Here is an 18828-nt window from a genome sequence, read left to right as displayed (position 1 = left end):
CACTCGTTGATACGGAGCTATATGAATAAATTCTATGCTGATCGACTGGTGACCCTGGATGAATTGCAGTTAGATCCTGAGGGCCTGATCGAACGCGCAGCTGGGCCAATCGCGTTGAAAATCGGCGTTAAATCGATTGCCTACCTGGTCCCCGCGCATGTATGGGATGCGGTGTGCGAACGACTCGATGACATTGATCTGGCGTGTATCGTCAGAACGCGAATCGGCGAGCAAGCCGTTGACGTTGACATTGCGGATCTTTGAGCTGAGCTGAACGCTTTTCACCGATCCGCCTTCACCGTCCCATCGAAATCATGACCGGCGCGCCGAATCGCGCACGTAGCATCCCGTTCCTTCTTCACGCCGTTGAACACAATATTGAGCAGCACCGCCGACACCGACGCCAGCAAGATCCCGCTGTGCAAAATCGGTTCGAGCGCGTGCGGCAATTGAGAGAAGAACTTCGGCGCGACCACCGGAACGAGTCCAAGTCCAATACTCACCGCCACGATAAACAAGTTGTGGTGGTTCTTCACGAAGTCGACCTTCGACAGCACCTTGATCCCGTTCGCCGCGACCATCCCGAACATCACGATGCCTGCGCCGCCCAGCACGAACGGCGGCACCGACGCCACCACTTGCGCCATTTTCGGGAAGAGCCCAAGCGCCACCAGAATCACGCCGCCGGTTGCGCACACAAAGCGGCTTTTCACGCCCGTCACGCCGATCAGCCCGACGTTCTGCGAAAACGATGTATGCGGAAACGAGTTGAACAGGCCACCAATCAACGTGCCGAGGCCATCGACTCTCAGACCGCGCACCAGCGCGTCCTGATCGACGGGACGCTCGACCATGTCGCCGACAGCGAGGAACATGCCCGTCGATTCAATGAAGGTGACGAACATGACGATGACCATCGTTGCAATGGAAAGCGGGTCGAAGTGCGGCAAGCCGAAGTGAAACGGCAGCACGATACCGACCCACGGCGCGCTCGTCACGCCGTTCAGGTCGACGCGTCCGAGTGACATCGCGATCGCAAAGCCCGCCACGATTCCCAGCAGCACGGAAATATTCGCGATGAACCCGCGCCCGAACTTGTTGATCAACAGGATCAGCACGAGCACAACGAGCGCAAGCAGCAGATAAACCGGGTTCCCATACTCGGGATTGCCGACACCGCCGGCCGCCCAGTTGATCCCCACGCCCATCAGCGACAAGCCGATGACCGCGATCACCGTTCCGACCACGACAGGCGGAAAAAACCGCAGCAACTTGCCGATCATCGGCGCGAGAAATATCCCGATGACGCCCGCCGCGATCGTCGCGCCGAATATATCCAGAATGCCGAGCCCGGGATTCGTGCCGATGGCGACCATCGGACCGACGGCGGCGAACGTGCAGCCCATGATGACAGGCAAGCGGATGCCGAAGATCCACAGGCCGAGCGTTTGAATCAGCGTCGCAACACCGCACGAAAACAGATCGGCGCTGATCAGGAACGCGATCTGGTCTTTCGGCAGCTTGAGCGCCGCGCCGAGAATCAGCGGCACGGCGACGGCGCCTGCGTACATAACGAGTACATGCTGGATGCCCAATGTGAGCAACTGGGCGGCGGGCAAGCGTTCGTCGCACGGGTGAACCTGGTTTGATGCCATATCTTGTCTCTCTCCATCAATTTGATCGCCGTGCAATCCGGGCGTCTTGTTTGAGCGATCCAAGGTAAGTGGCTTAAAAAGCAAGAACAAGTCGACGTTGGCGTATGGCCCCCTTAGCCGGGCTGATATGGCCCGAGTGGCTTAACATTGCGTGTGGCGCGGCGAAGCGTTGACTGGCGGGCGTTGAACGATTTACGTCGTGCGAACGCGGGTTCTCATATGCGAGGCGTGGTTATGATGGTTATCGGCCGCGACGCATAGTGCGTTTTGTGAAGACTGGGAGAGGGCACGGGGTTAACCCGTCGCAACCGGGTTTTCGAATGTTTTTTGGCGCTTTTGAAACGCGCTTTGCACCTGCGCTTAAACTAACGCCGCACGCGACCTTACAAGCAGCACGAAGACCTCATACAAATGCCCGATACCTCGAAGCCCCACACTCCCTTTCCCGATTTCCGCTCGCGCGAGTTTCTGCTGGATCACGCGCTACGCACGATGACGTTCTATCACCCGCATTGCATGGATCCGGCCGGCGGTTTCTATCATTTCTACAAGGACAACGGCACGGTCTACGATCGCAGGACGCGGCACCTTGTATCGAGTACGCGCTTCGTTTTCACCTATGCAATGGCGTACAAGCATTTCGGCCTCGATGAATATCGTGGCGGCGTGCGGCATGGCATCGAATATTTGCGCGAGTTTCATCGGAATCCGGAAACGGGCGGTTATGCATGGACGCTCGATGGCCGCGATGTCACCGACGGCACGAATCATTGCTACGGCCTCGCGTTTGTCGTACTCGCGTACGCGAAGGCGCTCGAAGCCGGTTTCGAAGAAGCGCGTGCGTATCTGGAAGAGACGTGGGACCTGATGGAAACGCGCTTCTGGGACGCCGAGCACGGTTTATACAAGGACGAAGCAAGCGCGGACTGGGTGGTGTCGGACTATCGCGGGCAGAACGCCAACATGCACGCCTGCGAAGCGATGCTGGCCGCATTCGAGGCATCGAAGGACGTGCGTTATCTCGATCGCGCCGCGCTCCTCGCCGACAACATGGTGAACCGTCAGGCCGCGCTTGCTGGCGGGCTTGTATGGGAACACTACAAGCCGGACTGGTCGGTGGACTGGGAATACAACAAGGGCGACAAGACCAATATCTTCCGCCCGTGGGGATTCCAGCCGGGCCATCAGACGGAATGGGCGAAACTGCTGCTGATCCTGGACCGGCATCGTCCGGAAGCTTGGCATGTGAAGCGCGCCCGCGAACTCTTCGATAAAGCCATGGAACTCTCGTGGGACCACGAGCACGGCGGCATGGTTTATGGCTTCGACGTCGAAGGCAAGTTCTACGACGAAGACAAGTATTTCTGGGTCCAGGCCGAATCGCTGGCAACAGCCGCGTTGCTCGCCGATCGCGCCGCGCGTGACGGCGCCGCCGCCGCGACCCGCTACTGGAACGATTACGACCGCTTGTGGGCCTATAGCTGGGAACACTTTGTCGACCATAAGTGGGGCGCGTGGTACAGAATTCTCGCGCGCGACAACAGCAAATACAGCGACGAGAAAAGCCCGGCCGGCAAGGTCGACTATCACACAATGGGCGCATGCTACGAAGTACTGAACGTAATCGAGCGCGACCTCAAAAACCCCTGAATCTACGATCAACGAAAGGAGTTGGACACATGAAGACGAAAGCCGCCATTGCATGGGAAGCCGGAAAGCCGCTGACCATCGAGGAAGTGGATCTTGAAGGGCCGCGCGCCGGCGAAGTGTTGATTGAAGTAAAAGCCACGGGCATCTGCCACACCGATTACTACACGCTCTCGGGCGCGGACCCGGAAGGCATTTTTCCGGCGATTCTCGGGCATGAAGGCGCGGGAATCGTCGTCGATGTCGGTCCGGGCGTCGGCACATTGAGGAAAGGCGATCACGTCATTCCGCTCTACACGCCCGAATGCCGCCAGTGCAAATTTTGCCTCTCGCGCAAGACCAACCTGTGCCAGGCCATCCGTTCCACGCAAGGCCGTGGTCTGATGCCGGACGCAACGTCGCGTTTTTCCATCGACGGAAAGCCGCTGTTCCATTACATGGGGACATCGACGTTTTCGAACTACATCGTCGTGCCGGAAATCGCGGTGGCGAAGGTGCGTGAAGACGCGCCGTTCGACAAGATCTGCTACATCGGTTGCGGCGTGACGACGGGCGTGGGCGCTGTCGTGTATTCGGCAAAAGTCGAGGCGGGCGCGAACGTGGTCGTGTTCGGGCTGGGCGGTATCGGCTTGAACGTGATCCAGGGCGCGAAGATGGTGGGCGCGGACAAGATCATCGGCGTCGATCTGAATCCGGGGCGCGTGGAACTCGCGAAGAAGTTCGGCATGACGCACTTCATCAACCCGAACGAAGTGCCCAACGTCGTCGATCACATCGTGCAGTTGACCGATGGCGGCGCGGATTATTCGTTCGAATGTATCGGCAACACGAAGGTGATGCGCCAGGCGCTCGAATGCACGCACAAGGGTTGGGGACAATCGTTCATCATCGGCGTGGCGGCGGCGGGCGAGGAAATCTCGACGCGGCCGTTCCAGCTCGTGACCGGCCGCGAGTGGAAAGGCTCGGCGTTCGGCGGCGCGCGTGGACGCACGGATGTGCCGAAGATTGTCGACTGGTATATGGAAGGCAAGATCAATATCGACGACCTGATCACGCACACGTTGCCGCTCGAGCGCATCAACGAAGGCTTCGATCTGATGAAAAAGGGCGAGTCGATCCGCTCGGTGGTTCTTTACTGAGGATGACGACGATGCTGGAACTCGTGGAAGAACATCGCTGCTTTGGCGGCGTGCAGCGCACTTACAAGCACGACTCGCAAACCATCGGCCTGCCGATGCGCTTCTCGGTGTTCCTGCCGCCGCAATCCGCACACGGCAAGGTGCCCGCGTTGTTTTATCTCGCGGGCCTTACATGTACCGAGGAGACGTTCGCGATCAAGGCCGGCGCGCAGCGTTATGCAACGGAGCACGGCATTGCGCTGATCGCGCCGGATACGAGTCCGCGCGGCGCCGGCGTGCCGAATGAAAGTGCGGCATGGGACTTCGGCGTGGGCGCGGGTTTTTACGTCGATGCCACGCAGGACCCGTGGGCGCAAAACTACCGGATGTATTCGTACGTGACGCAGGAATTGCGCACGACGGTGCTGGCAGAATTGCCAGTGCGTGAAGACCGGCTGGGCATCTTCGGCCATTCGATGGGCGGTCACGGCGCGCTGGTTCTGGCGCTGAAAAATCCGGATATTTACAAGTCGGTGTCGGCGTTCGCGCCGATTGCCGCGCCTTCGCAATGCCCTTGGGGCGAGAAGGCGTTTTCAGGTTATCTGGGTGACGACCGGGAAGCGTGGAAGCAGTACGACGCGAGCGAACTGGTGAAACACGCGAAGGCGAAGTTCGATGCAGGGATTTTGATCGACCAGGGTCTCGCCGATAACTTCCTCGCCACGCAATTGCATCCGGAGATCTTCGAGGCGGCCGCGAAGGCGGCGGGGCAGGCAGTGACGCTGCGCCGGCATGAAGGATATGACCACGGGTATTACTTCATCTCGACGTTTATCGGCGAGCACGTGGCGTTTCATGCGCGGACGTTGTGCGGGTGAGGTGGCCTCAGGCGGAAGCGCGCAACTCGCTTCCCAAAAACTGCTGCCTATCTCCGCCCGAACAAACTCACCCCATAAACCCCTGCCGACAGCATCGTGATCCAGAAGCTTGTTGGCCAATCGGTGTAATACGCCAGCGTCAAACCCACCCACGCTTGCCCCAGCGCGAAAACCGCCGCGAGCAATACGCCGGTCGACAAGCGCGTCGCCACGTTTTGCGCCGCCGCGGCCGGTCCGACCATCAGCGCGAACACGAGCAATACGCCGACAATTTGCGTCGATGCCGCCACCGCCAGCGCCGTGATCGCGAGAAAGAGCACGGACACGAGCCGCAGCGATACCCCCTTGGCCTCGGCCAGCTCAGGCTGTAGCGATGCAAACAACAACGGCCGCATGATCACGGCCAGCGCGCCGAGACTGACCACGGCGAGCCCAACCAGCACAACTAAAGTCTCATGACTCACGCCCAGCACGTTGCCGAAAAGCAGCGCGGTCGCCTGGCTTGCATAGGCGGTAAAGAAGTGCAGGAACAACAACCCAAATCCCAGCGATAAAGACAGGATCACGCCGATGGCGACATCTCGTCCGGTCAGCTTTTCGCCCAGCGCGCCCATGCCGACGCCCGCAACGAGCGTAAAACCGATCATGCCCCAGAGCGGCGATACGCCGACGAGCACCGCGCCGGTCGCGCCGGTAAAGCCAACGTGGGACAACGCATGACCTGCGAACGTCTGCCCGCGCAGCACCAGAAAGTACCCGACAATGCCCGCCAGCACCGCGACAATCCCCGACGCCGCGAAGGCGTTGCGCATGAATTCGTATTCAAACATCGTGGGAATGCGTTCCGGAATGGTGATGACCGTGATCGTGTCCATGATCGTGGTCGTGAGAATGCGAATGGCCGTCCGGACCGTCTTCGTGCGCGTGATCGAGCTTGTCGACTTCCACATCGCCGGCCATGACAAAGATGCGGCCGTTCACGCGCATCACGTCGATGGGCGAACCATAAAGCTGCGAGAGCACCGGCTTTGTAATGACTTCATCGATAGTGCCAAGCGCCGCCCGGCCATTGCCGAGGTACAGCACCCGATCGATGGAGTTGAGCAGCGGATTAAGCTCGTGCGCCGAAAACAAGACGGTAATGCCGAGCTCGCGTTGCACGCGCCGCACGAGATCGACAACGCCGGTTTGATGACGCGGGTCGAGGCTGATCAGGGGTTCATCGAGGAGAAGGAGTTTTGGGTCGCCCAGCAGGCATTGCGCGAGCAGCAGACGCTGTCGTTCGCCGCCCGACAACTCCGACAAAGGCCGTGCGGCGAGCGCGCGGCCATCGACGAGATCGAGCACCCGATCCACATCCGCCTTTGCCGCAGCACTCGTGCGCGGCAAACCCCAGCGATGACCATCGGCGGCCATCGCGACAAAATCGCGGCCACGCACGCGCCGGCCGGCAAGACCGCTGCGAATCTGCGGCATATAACCAATCGACGCATTGCCGCGTACAACCGCCACGCCGTTCACGCGGATCGTGCCTTTGGACAAGGGCAGAAGCCCAAGCATTGCGCGCATGAGCGTGGTCTTGCCGGCGCCATTGGGCCCCAGCACGCCGATAAACTCACCCGCCGCGACATTGAAGCTCGCATCCTTCAGGATCGGCCGGCCGCCGAGTTCAAGCGTGACGTGCTCGACGTCCAGCGCGCCCGCTTTGATCGATGCGTTCATCGAGACGCATCCCCGAACATCCAAACACTCATCTCGTCTTTCCCTGCAACGCAGCCGACAACGCGTCGAGCTGCGAGGTCATCCATGTCTGGAAGGTCTTGCCGGCGGGCAGCGTCTCGGTGACGCTGATGCTCGGCACGTGTGAATCGTGCGCTACTTTCAGCATGCGCTTGGTCAGTGCTTCCGTTGCCTGACTGTTATAGATCAGCACGTGCACCTGACGCTCGCGCAAATCCTTTTCGAATGCGGCGATATCCGACGCGCTCGGTTCCGTATCGTTCATGGCGGCAAGCTGGAAGCGGGCATTGCGCATATCGAGGCCAATCGCGTCCGACATATAACCGAACACCGGTTCCGTCGCCGTCACGGGCACGCCCTTGAACTGGCTTTTGAGCGCGGCGACCCGCGTATCGATGGGTTTCACCGATGCCAAAAAGGTGCTCAGGCGTGCATCGTAGTCGGCTTTGTGCGCCGGGTCCGCCTGGACCAGATACGCGCTGACCGCTTTCGCGACCGTGGGCATGGTGGCCGGGTCGTACCAAAGGTGAGGATTATCGCCGGATTTCTTGCCCATCAGTTGGGCCGCGACGATCGTCGTGCGCCCTTTTCCCTTCGATGCCGCCAGCAGCTTGTCCATCCACGGATCGTAGTCGGCGCCGTTATACACGACAAGCGCCGCGTTCTGCAACGCGCGCGCGGTCTTCGGGCTGGCTTCGAAGAGATGCGGATCTTCGTCCGGGTTGCTCAGGATGCTCGTCACCGCGACGTGATCGCCGCCGAGTTGCCGCACGACGTCGCCATAGAAATTCTCGGCCGCGACCACCGCGACCGTACCGCTGGACGCTGTTTGCGCCATGGCCGTGCCGCCAAAGCTCGCGGACAAAAGGGCGGTGCAGGTCAATAAGGCGGCGACAAGTTTGCTCATGGCATTTCCTGGAAGATTGGAGGAGAGGCGGGTCAGTCGAATCGTCGGCGATGATATAACGTATCACTGTGTTTTGCATCAGCGGACGTGTTCCAAAGCGATGGCCTGGACGCTTCCAGGCGTGCGCACGCTTCGTGCAAAGCCGCGCCGGTTGGGGTTTTCCCGCAGTTTTGAGGGGCTTTGCGCGTCGCAGCATCGAAACATGGCAACGCGCCTTGACACCGCCTCACTCGTCGCCGATCATTCGACCACGCAGAGAGCAATTGATCACGCAAAGAGCGTTCGCTCACTGTCCAAGTGGATAAAGCGGCCAAAGACGAACCGGAGACAACCGTGAAATTGCAGGACAAGGTAGCTATCGTGACGGGTGCGGCCAGCGGGATTGGCGAAGCGGTCACCAAACGATTTCTGGACGAAGGCGCAAAAGTTGTCGTCGTCGATCTGAAAGACGAAGCCGAACTGGCGCAACGTTTTTCGGACTACGCGGGCAACGTGCTCGCCGTCAAAGCCGATGTCACCAAGCGTGAAGATCTCGAGCGCATCGTCTCGTCCACCGTCGATAAATTCGGCGGCATCGACATCCTGTACAACAACGCGGCGCTGTTCGACATGCGCCCGATCCTCGATGAATCCTGGGATATCTTCGATCGCCTCTTTGCGGTGAACGTGAAGGGCATGTTCTTCCTGATGCAGCTCGTCGCGCAGCAAATGGTCAAGCAAGGGCGTGGCGGCAAGATCGTCAATATGTCGTCGCAAGCCGGCCGTCGCGGCGAGGCGCTAGTTTCCCACTATTGCGCAACCAAGGCCGCCGTGATCAGCTACACGCAATCGGCGGCGCTGGGTCTTGCGCAACATGGCATCAACGTGAACAGCATCGCGCCGGGCGTGGTCGATACCCCCATGTGGGAAACCGTCGATGCGCTTTTCGCGAAGTATGAAAACCGTCCGCTCGGCGAAAAGAAGCGTCTGGTTGGCGAAGCCGTACCGCTTGGACGCATGGGCCTGCCGAACGATCTGACGGGCGCGGCCTTGTTCCTGGTATCGGCGGATTCGGATTACATCACCGCGCAGACGCTGAATGTCGATGGCGGCAACTGGATGAGCTGAGTGCTTGGTGCGGTCATGAAACCGCCCGCTACGAATTCAAGTTTCACGAGTACCAGAAAGTATGTAGTAGCCCGTATCAATCCGATCAGCCGATGATCGACGCGTCATGCAAGCCCGCAGCACGAGCGCCGTGCTAACGATAAAGGAGACGAAACAACATGAAACGCGCCACATTCACTCTTAAAAACCTGCCGATGCGCTCGTTCGCGTGCGCCGCATTTGCCGCGGCCGCGCTTGTGCCGGTTGCTTCGAAGGCCGCGACCGTGACCATCGCGACACTCAACAACCCGGACATGATCGAGTTGAAGAAGCTGTCGCCGGCGTTTGAAAAAGCCAATCCGGATATCCAGCTCAAGTGGGTCATCCTGGAAGAGAACGTGCTTCGTCAGCGCGCCACCACCGACATCACCACGAACAGCGGTCAGTTCGACGTGATGGCGATCGGCACGTATGAAGCGCCGCAATGGGGCAAGCGCGGCTGGCTCGTGCCAATGACGAATCTCCCGGCTGACTACGATCTCGACGACGTGGTGAAGACCGCGCGCGACGGTCTCTCGTATAACGGCCAGTTGTACGCGCTGCCGTTCTACGTCGAAAGCTCGATGACGTATTACCGCAAGGATTTGTTCGAAGCCGCTGGCCTGAAGATGCCGGATCAACCGACTTACGACCAGATCAAGCAATTCGCCGACAAGCTCACCGACAAAGCCAAAGGCCAGTACGGCATCTGCTTGCGCGGTAAAGCGGGTTGGGGCGAGAACATGGCGTTCGTGTCGACGCTCGTGAACACGTACGGCGGCCGCTGGTTCGACGAGAACTGGAAGGCGCAACTCGATACGCCGGAATGGCACAAGGCCATCACGTTCTACTCCGACCTGCTGAAAAACGATGGCCCTCCGGGAGCCAGCTCGAACGGCTTCAATGAAAACCTGACACTGATGTCATCGGGCAAGTGCGCGATGTGGATCGATGCAACGGTTGCAGCCGGCATGCTCTACAACAAGTCGCAATCGCAAGTCGCGGACAAGATTGGTTTTGCCGCAGCGCCGGTTGCCGTGACGCCGAAGGGCTCGCACTGGTTGTGGTCGTGGTCGCTGGCGATTCCGAAGACGTCGAAGTCGCAAGACGCTGCGAAGAAGTTCGCGACGTGGGCGACATCGAAGGAATACATCCAGCTGGCCGCGAAGGATGAAGGCTGGGCATCGGTTCCTCCGGGCACGCGCAAGTCGACGTACGCCAATGCCGACTACAAGAAGGCCGCGCCGTTTGGCGACTTCGTGTTGAACGCAATTGAATCGGCTAACCCGAATGATTCTTCGATGAAGAAGATCCCGTACACCGGCGTCCAGTTCGTCGGCATTCCGGAATTCCAGTCGTTCGGCACGGTAGTTGGCCAGTCGATTGCCGGCGTGGTTGCAGGACAAACGACTGTGGACGCAGCGCTGAAAGCGGGTAACGCAGCCGCGGACCGTGCGGTGAAGCAAGCCGGCTATCAGAAGTAATCAAGCACGCTCTAGCAGTCGAGGCCCACACTCCTGGCGCCTAATGTAGTACAGCAGGCCGCGCCGCTCTTCGTTGGAAGGGCCACGCGCGCGGCCTGCGCTTCATCGAGAGGTGACACGACCATGAGTCAACTTAATCCCCCCATATCGAATACGTACGCGGAGTCCGCGGCCGAGCGCGACAAGAAACGCGCGAAGTCGGTGCGCTGGCTGATCACGCCATCGACCGCCGTATTGTTCCTGTGGATGGCCATCCCGCTTGCGATGACCATCTGGTATTCGTTCTCGAAATACAACTTGCTGAACCCGGACGTAAAGGGTTTTGCGGGTATCGATAACTACGAGTTTCTTGCGACCGATCCAGCGTTTGGGCCATCGATCGTTCATACGCTGGTGCTGATCGGCTCCGTGCTAGCGATCACCGTGATCGGCGGCGTGCTGCTCGCGGTGTTGTTCGACCGGAAGTTCATTGGGCAGGGCATTGCGCGCTTGCTGGTGATCGCGCCGTTCTTCGTCATGCCCACGGTCAGCGCGCTGATCTGGAAGAACATGATCCTGCATCCGGTGTACGGACTGGTCGCTTCAGCAATGCGATCGATGGGCATGCAGCCGATCGACTGGTTCGGCGAGTATCCGCTCTTTGCCGTGATCATGATTGTCGCGTGGCAATGGCTGCCGTTCGCGTTCCTGATTCTCTTCACGGCGATCCAGTCGCTGGATCAAGAGCAGAAGGAAGCGGCGCGGATTGACGGTGCAGGCGCTTTCTCGATGTTCTTTTACATCACGCTGCCGCACTTGAAGCGCGCGATTGCCGTGGTCGTGATGATGGAAACCATTTTCCTGCTGTCGATCTTCGCGGAAATCTATACGACAACCGGCGGCGGTCCCGGCACCGCGACGACCAACCTGTCGTACCTGATCTACTCGCTCGGCTTGCAACAATTCGACGTCGGCCTGGCATCGGCGGGCGGCATTCTGGCGGTCGTGCTGGCGAACATCGTGGCGTTCTTCCTCGTGCGGATGCTCTCGAAGAACCTGAAAGGGGAGTACGAATCATGAGCCATCCCGTGACTGCAACAACATCGGCGCCATTTATCGATACGTTGAAGCGCAGCGTGCTGGGCGTGATTGCGTGGCTGTTCGCCCTGCTGCTGTTTTTCCCGATCTTCTGGATGACCATCACGGCATTCAAGACGGAACAGCAGGCGTATTCGTCGTCGCTCTTTTTCACGCCGACGCTCGACAGCTTCCGCGAGGTCTTCGCGCGCAGTAATTACTTTGCGTTCGCGTGGAATTCCATCCTGATCTCGGTGGGCGTCACGGTGATCTGCTTGTTGCTTGCCGTGCCGTGCGCCTATGCAATGGCGTTCTTCCCGACCAAGAAAACGCAGAAAGTTTTGCTGTGGATGCTGTCGACGAAGATGATGCCGTCGGTGGGCGTGCTCGTGCCGATCTACTTGCTGTGGAAGAACACCGGCATGCTCGACACGGTGTGGGGTTTGATCATCGTTTATACGCTCATCAATCTGCCGATCGCCGTGTGGATGTCGTACACGTACTTCAACGAAATCCCGCGCGACATTCTGGAAGCAGGGCGTATAGATGGCGCGGCGACGTGGCAGGAAATCGTCTACTTGCTCATGCCCATGTCCTTGCCGGGACTGGCTTCAACGGGCCTGCTGCTCGTGATCCTGTCATGGAACGAGGCCTTCTGGAGCATCAACTTGTCGAGCTCGAACGCAGCGCCGCTGACTGTTTTTATTGCGTCGTATTCGAGTCCTGAAGGTTTGTTCTGGGCCAAGCTCTCGGCGGCGTCGTTGCTGGCGGTGGCGCCAATCCTGATCGTCGGCTGGCTGTCGCAGAAACAACTCGTGCGCGGCCTGACCTTCGGCGCAGTGAAGTAGCACTCGTAGCACTTTAGAGGCCGATCCAGTGAACTTGAACTTGTCCCAAGCCGGCGCAGCGGATGCATCCAGTGCAGCCGCTGCCCATGACGATCACCTGTTGATCTGCGATTGCGATGGCGTGCTGATCGACAGCGAAGCCATTGCGGGCCGCATGCTCGTGCAGCAGATCGAGGCGCTCTGGCCCGGCGTGGACGCTGAACCCATCGTCACGCCGCTGCTCGGGCTGCGCATTGAAACGGTGTTGAGGCGCTCGGCTGAAACGCTCGGAAAAACGCTCGATGCCGCGCAGATCGATGCAATCCGTGCGGTCGTCGAAGCGTCGGCGGTGGAAGCGCCGGCGGTCGATGGTATCGATGCAGCGCTTGGCCGCATCGCGTTGAGGAAGGCTTGCGCGAGCAACAGTTTTACGTCGTATGTAGAAGCGGTGCTGAGCCGCACGGGCCTCGTGCGCTATTTCGGCGAACGTCTTTTTTGCGCCGATACCGTGGCAAATCCAAAACCCGCGCCCGACGTGTATCTCTCGGCGGCGCGCACGTTGCGGGTCGCGCCGGCGCGTTGCGTGGTGGTGGAAGACAGCGTGACCGGCGTGACGGCGGCCGCGGCGGCGGGCATGACCGTGCTGGGTTTTGTGGGCGGCGGTCATGCAAGTGAAGGACAAATCGATGCGCTGAAACGTGCTGGCGCAAGTGTCGTGTTCGACGAAATGGGGCAGCTCCCCGCGCTTGTCGAACAGTGGCTGCAAAACGCAAGCTTTGAACTGCCCTGAGCCTCGTGCTCGCAGAAAACAAAGCGAAGTTAAAGACGGAGACTCCATCATGGCAAGCCTGAATCTGCGCAACATCAACAAGCGCTACGAAGAAACCGAAGTGATTCGCAGCGTGAACCTCGATATCGCCGACGGTGAGTTCGTCGTGTTCGTGGGGCCGAGCGGTTGCGGCAAGTCCACCCTGATGCGGATGATCGCCGGCCTGGAAGACATCAGCGGCGGCGACCTGACCATCGACGGCGTGCGCGTGAACGATGTGCCACCCGCCAAGCGCGGCATTGCGATGGTGTTCCAGTCGTACGCGCTGTACCCGCACATGACGCTGTACGACAACATGGCATTTGGTCTGAAGCTCGCGGGCACGAAGAAGCCGGAAATCGATGCAGCCGTGAAGCAGGCCGCGAAGATTTTGCACATCGATCATTTGCTCGATAGAAAGCCCAAGCAATTGTCCGGCGGTCAGCGTCAGCGTGTTGCTATCGGCCGGGCGATCACGCGCAAGCCGAAAGTGTTCCTCTTCGATGAACCGCTTTCCAACCTCGACGCCGCGTTGCGCGTGAAGATGCGCCTCGAGTTCGCGCGCCTGCACGACGAGCTGAAGACCACGATGATCTACGTGACGCACGATCAGGTCGAAGCCATGACGCTCGCGGACAAGATCGTGGTGTTGTCGGCGGGGAATGTTGAGCAGGTCGGCACGCCGAACCAGCTTTATCACGCGCCGCAGAACAAGTTCGTGGCGGGTTTTATCGGCTCGCCGAAGATGAATTTCTTCAATGGCGAAGTCACGCAAGTTCTCAGCGATGGCGTGCTGGTGAAGTATGAAACGGGCGAGACGCAACGCGCCGCAGTTGAGCCGGGCAACGTCAAGGTCGGCGATTCGGTGACGGTCGGGATTCGTGCGGAGCATCTCCATGCGGGGACGGCGGCGACCGTTGAGCATGGGGTATCGGCGAAGACGATGGCCGTCGAATCGCTCGGCGATGCCGCGTATTTGTACGCAGAGTCATCGGTGGCGCCGGAGGGGATCATCGCCCGGATTCCGCCGCTCGAACGCCATTCGCGCGGCGAGGTGCTGAAGCTCGGTGCAATGCCCGAGCATTGCCACCTGTTCAATGCCGAAGGGATCGCGTATCAACGGAAGATCGTCGAGGTGTTGTCGGCGGCTTGATTGTCTGAGCGCGCATAAACGAACGCCCGGCATGCCCGGGCGTTTGTTCGTTCACGGCGCGTAAATCAGGCTTCTAAAGCAGCCTGCGCGCACAACTCATCCGTCACCAACCCCGACAGCCATTTCCCTTTCAACGCCGCAATCACCGCAGCGCGTTTTCTCACTCCACCGGCAAAGCCGATGGTCGGACGCATCGGCGGCGCGTCGAGCCGCAAGCTCGTTACGCGCTCGCCGGTTGTCGATTTAACCCGGACGCCTTCTGCATCGATAGGCAAACCGAGCAGTTCGGCCACGGCGCCGCCTTCCATCATCTCTTCGACTTCCGCTGTCGTGATGAACCCGTCCTCGTGCAACGGGCAGTTGATCCCCATGTTGCCGATCCCCACAAACGCCACATCGGCATTCTCGGACAACGCATCAACGATCCTGTACAAGCGGTGATTTACCCATTGCGCGCGCTCGTCACGGCTGTCGGCCATCAACGGCGCGGGCAGCATGAAGTGCTTGCCGCCGGTCTTTTCTGATAGATGCTGCGCGACGTCGTATCGGTTCGAGGAGCCGTCCTGGGCGATTGCCCCGACCATCGAGACCAATCTGTGTTGCGGGCGCTCCAGTTGCCCGATTTGCGCGACTACGGCCTTGAGCGTGCGGCCGCTGCTGATCGAGATGACCAGCGGTTTTTCATCGGTGAGATAACGCTCCATGACTTGCGCGCCCGCGACCGCCAGCTTGCGATCCACTTGCTCGGGCGAGTCGCCGTCGATGGGCACGACTTCGCACATCGACAAGCCGTATCGCTTCGATAACTGCGCCGCCAGCGACAGACAATCCGCCACGCGATGATCCACGCGCACGCGAATCAGGTTCTTTTCCACGGCGAAAGCGACAAGCCGTTGCGCGACGGGACGCGAGATCTGCAGCTTCTCTGCGATTTCGTTCTGGGTGTTTCCCGCGACGTAATAGAGCCACGCGGCGCGGGTGGCGAGATCGAGTTTTTCGTTGGACTTGGGCACGGGAGCTCGATGTCAGGTCGTTTATATCGAATGCAAATGTAGATCGCGCGCCGGGGAGGGCGCGCGGATTTATCGATATTGTGCACGCTCGGTGCGGAGGGTTTTGTTGAAAACCTTCCGCGCCGAATTTTCAGGCGAGCCGCGGACGCGCCGGATCGAACAAGGGCTTCACGTGCTGGTACAACTCGCGGAAACCCTTCAGCCGTTGCCGCAGGATCGCGTGACGTTCCGCGTTTGGAATGAATTCGTCCTTCACCGGCGGTTTCGCCAGAACGACAGCGGGATCGCCGCCTGCTGCAAGCCAGCCGAGACGTGCAGCGCCCAATGCCGCGCCGGTCTCGCCGCCGCCGTGCGTGCGTGTGCGGGTGTTGAGGGCATCGGCCAATAACTGGCCCCAGTATTTGCTGCGCGCACCGCCGCCCAACAATGACAACGCGTGCACTTCCGTGCCGGCCGCCTGCAATGCATCGAGGCCATCGGTCAGCGCCAGCGTCACGCCTTCGAGCACCGCATAACCGAGCAACGCGCGATCGGTGGCGTGCGTCATGCCGAAGAACACGCCTTGTGCGTACGGGTCGTTGTGCGGCGTGCGTTCACCGCTGAGATACGGCAGGAACAGCGGCGCGATTTCAAGCGCGGCGGGATCGAGTGCTTCGATTTCGGCGAGCAGGGTGGGTTCGTCGGTGGAGGTCAGTTTGCAGACCCAGCGCAAACAACTCGCCGCCGATAACACCACGCTCATCTGATGCCATCTGTCGGGAATCGCGTGGCAAAACGCGTGGACCGCCGATGCCGGATTCGGCCGGAAGCGATCGCCCACCACGCACAACACGCCCGATGTCCCGAGCGACAGGAATCCATCGCCCGGTTCCGTTGCACCGATACCCACCGCGCTCGCCGCGTTGTCGCCACCACCGGCCGCGACGATCACGCCATCGCGCAAACCGAGTTCGCGTGCGAGTTCCGGCAACAACGTGCCGGACGGTTCGCTGCCTTCGGCGAGCGCCGGCATTTGCGCGCGCGTCATGCTGCACGCGGCGAGCAGTTCGTCGGACCAGTCACGGCGGGCGACATCGAGCCATAACGTACCCGCTGCATCGGATGGATCGGACACTTTCGTGCCCGTCAGATGCAGGCGCAGATAATCCTTCGGCAACAGCACGCATGCCGTCCGGTTGAAAATATCCGGCTCGTTGTGCTTCACCCAAAGCAGTTTGGGCGCGGTGAAACCGGGCATCGCGAGGTTACCGGCGATGCGATGCAACTCCGTCGCGGTTTGCGTCAGCTCGTCGCATTCCTTGTCGCTGCGCATGTCGTTCCACAGAATCGCCGGACGCAGCACGCGATCTTCGGAATCGAGCAGCACGGCGCCGTGCATCTGTCCCGACAATCCGATACCGCGAATCTGCGCGAATTCTTCCGGGAATTTATCGCGCAAGGCGAAGAGGGCGGCGCGCGTGCCGTCCCACCAGTCGAGTGGATTTTGTTCCGACCAGCGCGGTTTCGGACGCGATACGGTGAACGGCGTACCCGCTGTGCCGATGACGCTGCCGTCGCCGGCGAGCAGCAGGACTTTTACTTCGGAGGTGCCGAGATCGATGCCTAAATACATGGACGAACCCTTGATGAAGGCTTGAAGCGGAGAAAACCGGAGGCGCTAATGTAGCGCCGCTGCCGGTGTTACGCCATTGGCATAACACCGGACGACGGTTGTGGAATGGGAGGGGCTAGCCGCGGCCGGCTCAGGCGCGCTTCGCGAGCCATGCATCGACACGGCCAAGCGCGGCGCGCAGCACTCGCTCGAGATCGGCGCTTTGCGCGAGGCTGCCCCAAAGCAATTTATCCGCGACGAAAGCCTTCACCGGATCGGCCGCTTCGAAGAACGCGTGCGCGGTCGCTGCGTCCATCACGCCGTCCTGATACGCGTACGGCAACTTGCCTTCGTGCCAGCGTTCGAGGAAACGGAAGAACAGTGCGGGCAGCATGGCGGTCGCGTCGGGATCGGCCTTGCGTGCGAAGCATTCACGCAACGTCGGCGCGATAAACCCCGGGATCTTTGAGAAGCCATCGGCGGCGACGCGCTGGTTCGTGTCCTGGATATACGGATTGACGAAGCGATCGAGCACGACATCGCGGTATTTCGCCAAATCGATGGGGCTCGGCGTGAGGCACGGAATCACGTCTTGCGTGACGTAGTCATCGGCGAGAGCGCGGATTTCCTTGTCTTGCGTCCCTTCGTGAATGTATTGGTAACCGACCAGCGTCCCCGCCCACGCGATGCAGCTATGCGTGGCATTCAGGATGCGGATTTTGGCTTCCTCGTAGGGATGAACCGATTCAACCAATTCGGCGCCGACCTTTTCCCAAGCGGGGCGTCCGGCGATGAATTCGTCCTCGATCACCCATTGGATGAACGCTTCGCCCATGACCGGAGCTTTGTCGTCGAAACCGGTGGCGGCCAGCACGCGTTCGCGGACGTCGGGCGTGGGACGTGGCGTGATGCGATCGACCATTGCGTTGGGGCACGACGTATTCGCGATCATCCAGTCGCGCAGCGCGGTTTCGCCGCGCAGCTGCAGGAATTCGAGCATGCCGGCCTTGAACCGGTCGCCGTTGCTGCGCAGGTTGTCGCAGTTTTGCAGCGTCACTTTGCCCGCGTTCTGCTTCATGCGGGCATCGAGGATCGCGGCGAGCGCGCCGTAGATGGTCGTGCGCGCGCCTTTCAGGTCGGCGGCGAGATCGGGATTGGCGGTATCGAGTTTGTGGTGTTCATCGAGGTAATAACCGCCTTCGGTCACCGTGAACGATACGATCTTACACTCCGGCGCCGCGCCCGCAGCGACCAGCGCGTTCAGGTCTGCGGCCCACGGCACGACCTTTTTGATCGAACGGATGGTTTCGTATTTGCGTTCGCCCTGCGGCGTGACGGTTTCGAGTGTGTAGGCGCCGTTTTGCGCGGCAAGCGCTTCGAGCACCGCGTTCATGTCGCCGCGAATATTGCCGACGGTCAGTGACCATTGGGTATCGCCGGATTCGATCAGTTTGTGCAGGTACCACGCCTGATGCGCGCGATGAAAAGAACCCGCGCCGATGTGCAGGATCACATCGGCGGTTGTTTGGTTTCCGGACGTCATGGTGTCTTCCTCTGATCTGGATGCACCGCGGGTGGTGGCGGGCGCGGTGCTGTGCTGTGTCTCATGCCGCGGCGGGGTTGGGCGGATGGCTACCGCCGGTTTTGCATCGCCACGATCATTTGCTCGTTGTGTGAGCGAATGATCGTATTCGATTCGATGAAAGTCAAGGCGCTATGCAGCAAAAGTGGGTGCTGGCGCTGGGGCGGTCGGGGGGTGGGGGTGATGCTGGGTTGCTGCTTTCTAGGTCTTCGCGCGTTCCGTCTTGGCTGTTCTCTTTAGCACC

Annotated in this window: 17 protein-coding genes; 10 read left to right on the top strand and 7 right to left on the bottom strand. The window is 60.3% G+C overall.

Annotated elements, in window-relative coordinates; translation table 11 throughout:
- Window positions 1–21 precede the first annotated feature (21 nt).
- Window positions 22–264 (top strand): prevent-host-death protein, encoded by a 243-nt coding sequence (locus HB633_RS23385; protein ID WP_213780507.1) that lies wholly within the window; start codon window positions 22–24, stop codon window positions 262–264.
- Between the two features lie 17 nt (window positions 265–281).
- On the opposite strand, the gene HB633_RS23380 is transcribed toward HB633_RS23385, so the two are convergent.
- Entirely contained in the window at window positions 282–1655 is a 1374-nt protein-coding gene (locus HB633_RS23380) for a nucleobase:cation symporter-2 family protein (RefSeq protein ID WP_213780506.1), read from the bottom strand.
- A gap of 411 nt (window positions 1656–2066) precedes the next feature.
- Between HB633_RS23380 and HB633_RS23375 the strand changes: the two genes are divergently transcribed.
- The 3 genes from HB633_RS23375 to fghA are packed head-to-tail and all read left to right on the top strand — an operon-like array spanning window position 2067 to window position 5298.
- Window positions 2067–3305, top strand: a complete 1239-nt coding sequence (locus HB633_RS23375; RefSeq protein WP_213780505.1) for an AGE family epimerase/isomerase — start codon at window positions 2067–2069, stop codon at window positions 3303–3305.
- Between the two features lie 29 nt (window positions 3306–3334).
- Window positions 3335–4441 (top strand): S-(hydroxymethyl)glutathione dehydrogenase/class III alcohol dehydrogenase, encoded by a 1107-nt coding sequence (locus HB633_RS23370; protein WP_056351514.1) that lies wholly within the window; start codon window positions 3335–3337, stop codon window positions 4439–4441.
- An 11-nt stretch (window positions 4442–4452) separates the two neighbouring features.
- On the top strand, window positions 4453–5298 hold the full coding sequence (gene fghA / locus HB633_RS23365) for an S-formylglutathione hydrolase (protein ID WP_213780504.1): 846 nt from the start codon (window positions 4453–4455) through the stop codon (window positions 5296–5298).
- Window positions 5299–5345: 47 nt separating this feature from the next.
- Here the strand turns inward: fghA and HB633_RS23360 are convergent, their stop codons facing one another.
- The 3 genes from HB633_RS23360 to HB633_RS23350 are packed head-to-tail and all read right to left on the bottom strand — an operon-like array spanning window position 5346 to window position 7945.
- Window positions 5346–6128, bottom strand: coding sequence for a metal ABC transporter permease (locus HB633_RS23360; RefSeq protein ID WP_213780666.1), 783 nt, complete (start codon window positions 6126–6128; stop codon window positions 5346–5348).
- Window positions 6121–7020, bottom strand: a complete 900-nt coding sequence (locus HB633_RS23355) for an ABC transporter ATP-binding protein (protein ID WP_213780503.1) — start codon at window positions 7018–7020, stop codon at window positions 6121–6123. Before HB633_RS23355 ends, HB633_RS23360 begins: the two co-directional genes overlap by 8 nt.
- A gap of 28 nt (window positions 7021–7048) precedes the next feature.
- Complete coding sequence (locus HB633_RS23350; protein WP_213780502.1) at window positions 7049–7945, bottom strand: metal ABC transporter solute-binding protein; 897 nt, start codon at window positions 7943–7945, stop codon at window positions 7049–7051.
- Window positions 7946–8278: 333 nt separating this feature from the next.
- On the opposite strand from HB633_RS23350, the gene HB633_RS23345 reads away from it, so the two are divergent.
- From HB633_RS23345 to ugpC, 6 genes are all read left to right on the top strand, one after another.
- Entirely contained in the window at window positions 8279–9052 is a 774-nt protein-coding gene (locus HB633_RS23345) for an L-iditol 2-dehydrogenase (protein WP_213780501.1), read from the top strand.
- 194 nt (window positions 9053–9246) lie between these two features.
- A complete protein-coding gene (locus HB633_RS23340; RefSeq protein ID WP_213780665.1) occupies window positions 9247–10554 on the top strand; it encodes a sugar ABC transporter substrate-binding protein in 1308 nt (435 codons plus the stop codon).
- A gap of 123 nt (window positions 10555–10677) precedes the next feature.
- On the top strand, window positions 10678–11613 hold the full coding sequence (locus HB633_RS23335) for a sugar ABC transporter permease (RefSeq protein WP_213780500.1): 936 nt from the start codon (window positions 10678–10680) through the stop codon (window positions 11611–11613).
- Entirely contained in the window at window positions 11610–12458 is an 849-nt protein-coding gene (locus HB633_RS23330) for a carbohydrate ABC transporter permease (protein ID WP_056351534.1), read from the top strand. The genes HB633_RS23335 and HB633_RS23330 overlap by 4 nt, the downstream gene beginning before the upstream one ends.
- A gap of 40 nt (window positions 12459–12498) precedes the next feature.
- Window positions 12499–13227 carry an HAD family phosphatase gene (locus HB633_RS23325; protein ID WP_213780664.1) on the top strand — a complete coding sequence of 243 codons (729 nt, stop codon included), beginning with the start codon at window positions 12499–12501 and terminating at the stop codon, window positions 13225–13227.
- 49 nt (window positions 13228–13276) lie between these two features.
- On the top strand, window positions 13277–14398 hold the full coding sequence (gene ugpC, locus HB633_RS23320; RefSeq protein ID WP_213780499.1) for a sn-glycerol-3-phosphate ABC transporter ATP-binding protein UgpC: 1122 nt from the start codon (window positions 13277–13279) through the stop codon (window positions 14396–14398).
- Window positions 14399–14463: 65 nt separating this feature from the next.
- Here the strand turns inward: ugpC and HB633_RS23315 are convergent, their stop codons facing one another.
- The 3 genes from HB633_RS23315 to dalD form a co-directional block, all read right to left on the bottom strand.
- Window positions 14464–15411 (bottom strand): sugar-binding transcriptional regulator, encoded by a 948-nt coding sequence (locus tag HB633_RS23315; protein WP_213780498.1) that lies wholly within the window; start codon window positions 15409–15411, stop codon window positions 14464–14466.
- A 130-nt stretch (window positions 15412–15541) separates the two neighbouring features.
- On the bottom strand, window positions 15542–17023 hold the full coding sequence (gene xylB, locus HB633_RS23310; protein WP_213780497.1) for a xylulokinase: 1482 nt from the start codon (window positions 17021–17023) through the stop codon (window positions 15542–15544).
- A gap of 130 nt (window positions 17024–17153) precedes the next feature.
- A complete protein-coding gene (gene dalD, locus HB633_RS23305) occupies window positions 17154–18545 on the bottom strand; it encodes a D-arabinitol 4-dehydrogenase (RefSeq protein ID WP_213780496.1) in 1392 nt (463 codons plus the stop codon).
- Window positions 18546–18828 lie beyond the last annotated feature (283 nt).

It is taken from the genome of Caballeronia sp. dw_276, from assembly GCF_018449635.1.
Classification (GTDB): Bacteria; Pseudomonadota; Gammaproteobacteria; order Burkholderiales; family Burkholderiaceae; genus Caballeronia.
Note: the sequence above shows the minus strand (reverse complement) of the source record. Positions and strands in the feature narration are given on the sequence as shown.

Excerpts from the sequence above, each read along its gene's own strand:
- HB633_RS23355 (WP_213780503.1), bottom strand. The coding sequence starts at position 7,020 with ATGAACGCATCGATCAAAGCGGGCGCGCTGGACGTCGAGCACGTCACG.
- HB633_RS23375 (WP_213780505.1), top strand. The coding sequence starts at position 2,067 with ATGCCCGATACCTCGAAGCCCCACACTCCCTTTCCCGATTTCCGCTCG.
- HB633_RS23350 (WP_213780502.1), bottom strand. The coding sequence starts at position 7,945 with ATGAGCAAACTTGTCGCCGCCTTATTGACCTGCACCGCCCTTTTGTCC.
- HB633_RS23335 (WP_213780500.1), top strand. The coding sequence starts at position 10,678 with ATGAGTCAACTTAATCCCCCCATATCGAATACGTACGCGGAGTCCGCG.
- fghA (WP_213780504.1), top strand. The coding sequence starts at position 4,453 with ATGCTGGAACTCGTGGAAGAACATCGCTGCTTTGGCGGCGTGCAGCGC.
- xylB (WP_213780497.1), bottom strand. The coding sequence starts at position 17,023 with ATGTATTTAGGCATCGATCTCGGCACCTCCGAAGTAAAAGTCCTGCTG.
- HB633_RS23385 (WP_213780507.1), top strand. The coding sequence starts at position 22 with ATGAATAAATTCTATGCTGATCGACTGGTGACCCTGGATGAATTGCAG.
- HB633_RS23380 (WP_213780506.1), bottom strand. The coding sequence starts at position 1,655 with ATGGCATCAAACCAGGTTCACCCGTGCGACGAACGCTTGCCCGCCGCC.
- HB633_RS23340 (WP_213780665.1), top strand. The coding sequence starts at position 9,247 with ATGCGCTCGTTCGCGTGCGCCGCATTTGCCGCGGCCGCGCTTGTGCCG.
- HB633_RS23330 (WP_056351534.1), top strand. The coding sequence starts at position 11,610 with ATGAGCCATCCCGTGACTGCAACAACATCGGCGCCATTTATCGATACG.
- HB633_RS23360 (WP_213780666.1), bottom strand. The coding sequence starts at position 6,128 with ATGTTTGAATACGAATTCATGCGCAACGCCTTCGCGGCGTCGGGGATT.
- dalD (WP_213780496.1), bottom strand. The coding sequence starts at position 18,545 with ATGACGTCCGGAAACCAAACAACCGCCGATGTGATCCTGCACATCGGC.
- ugpC (WP_213780499.1), top strand. The coding sequence starts at position 13,277 with ATGGCAAGCCTGAATCTGCGCAACATCAACAAGCGCTACGAAGAAACC.
- HB633_RS23370 (WP_056351514.1), top strand. The coding sequence starts at position 3,335 with ATGAAGACGAAAGCCGCCATTGCATGGGAAGCCGGAAAGCCGCTGACC.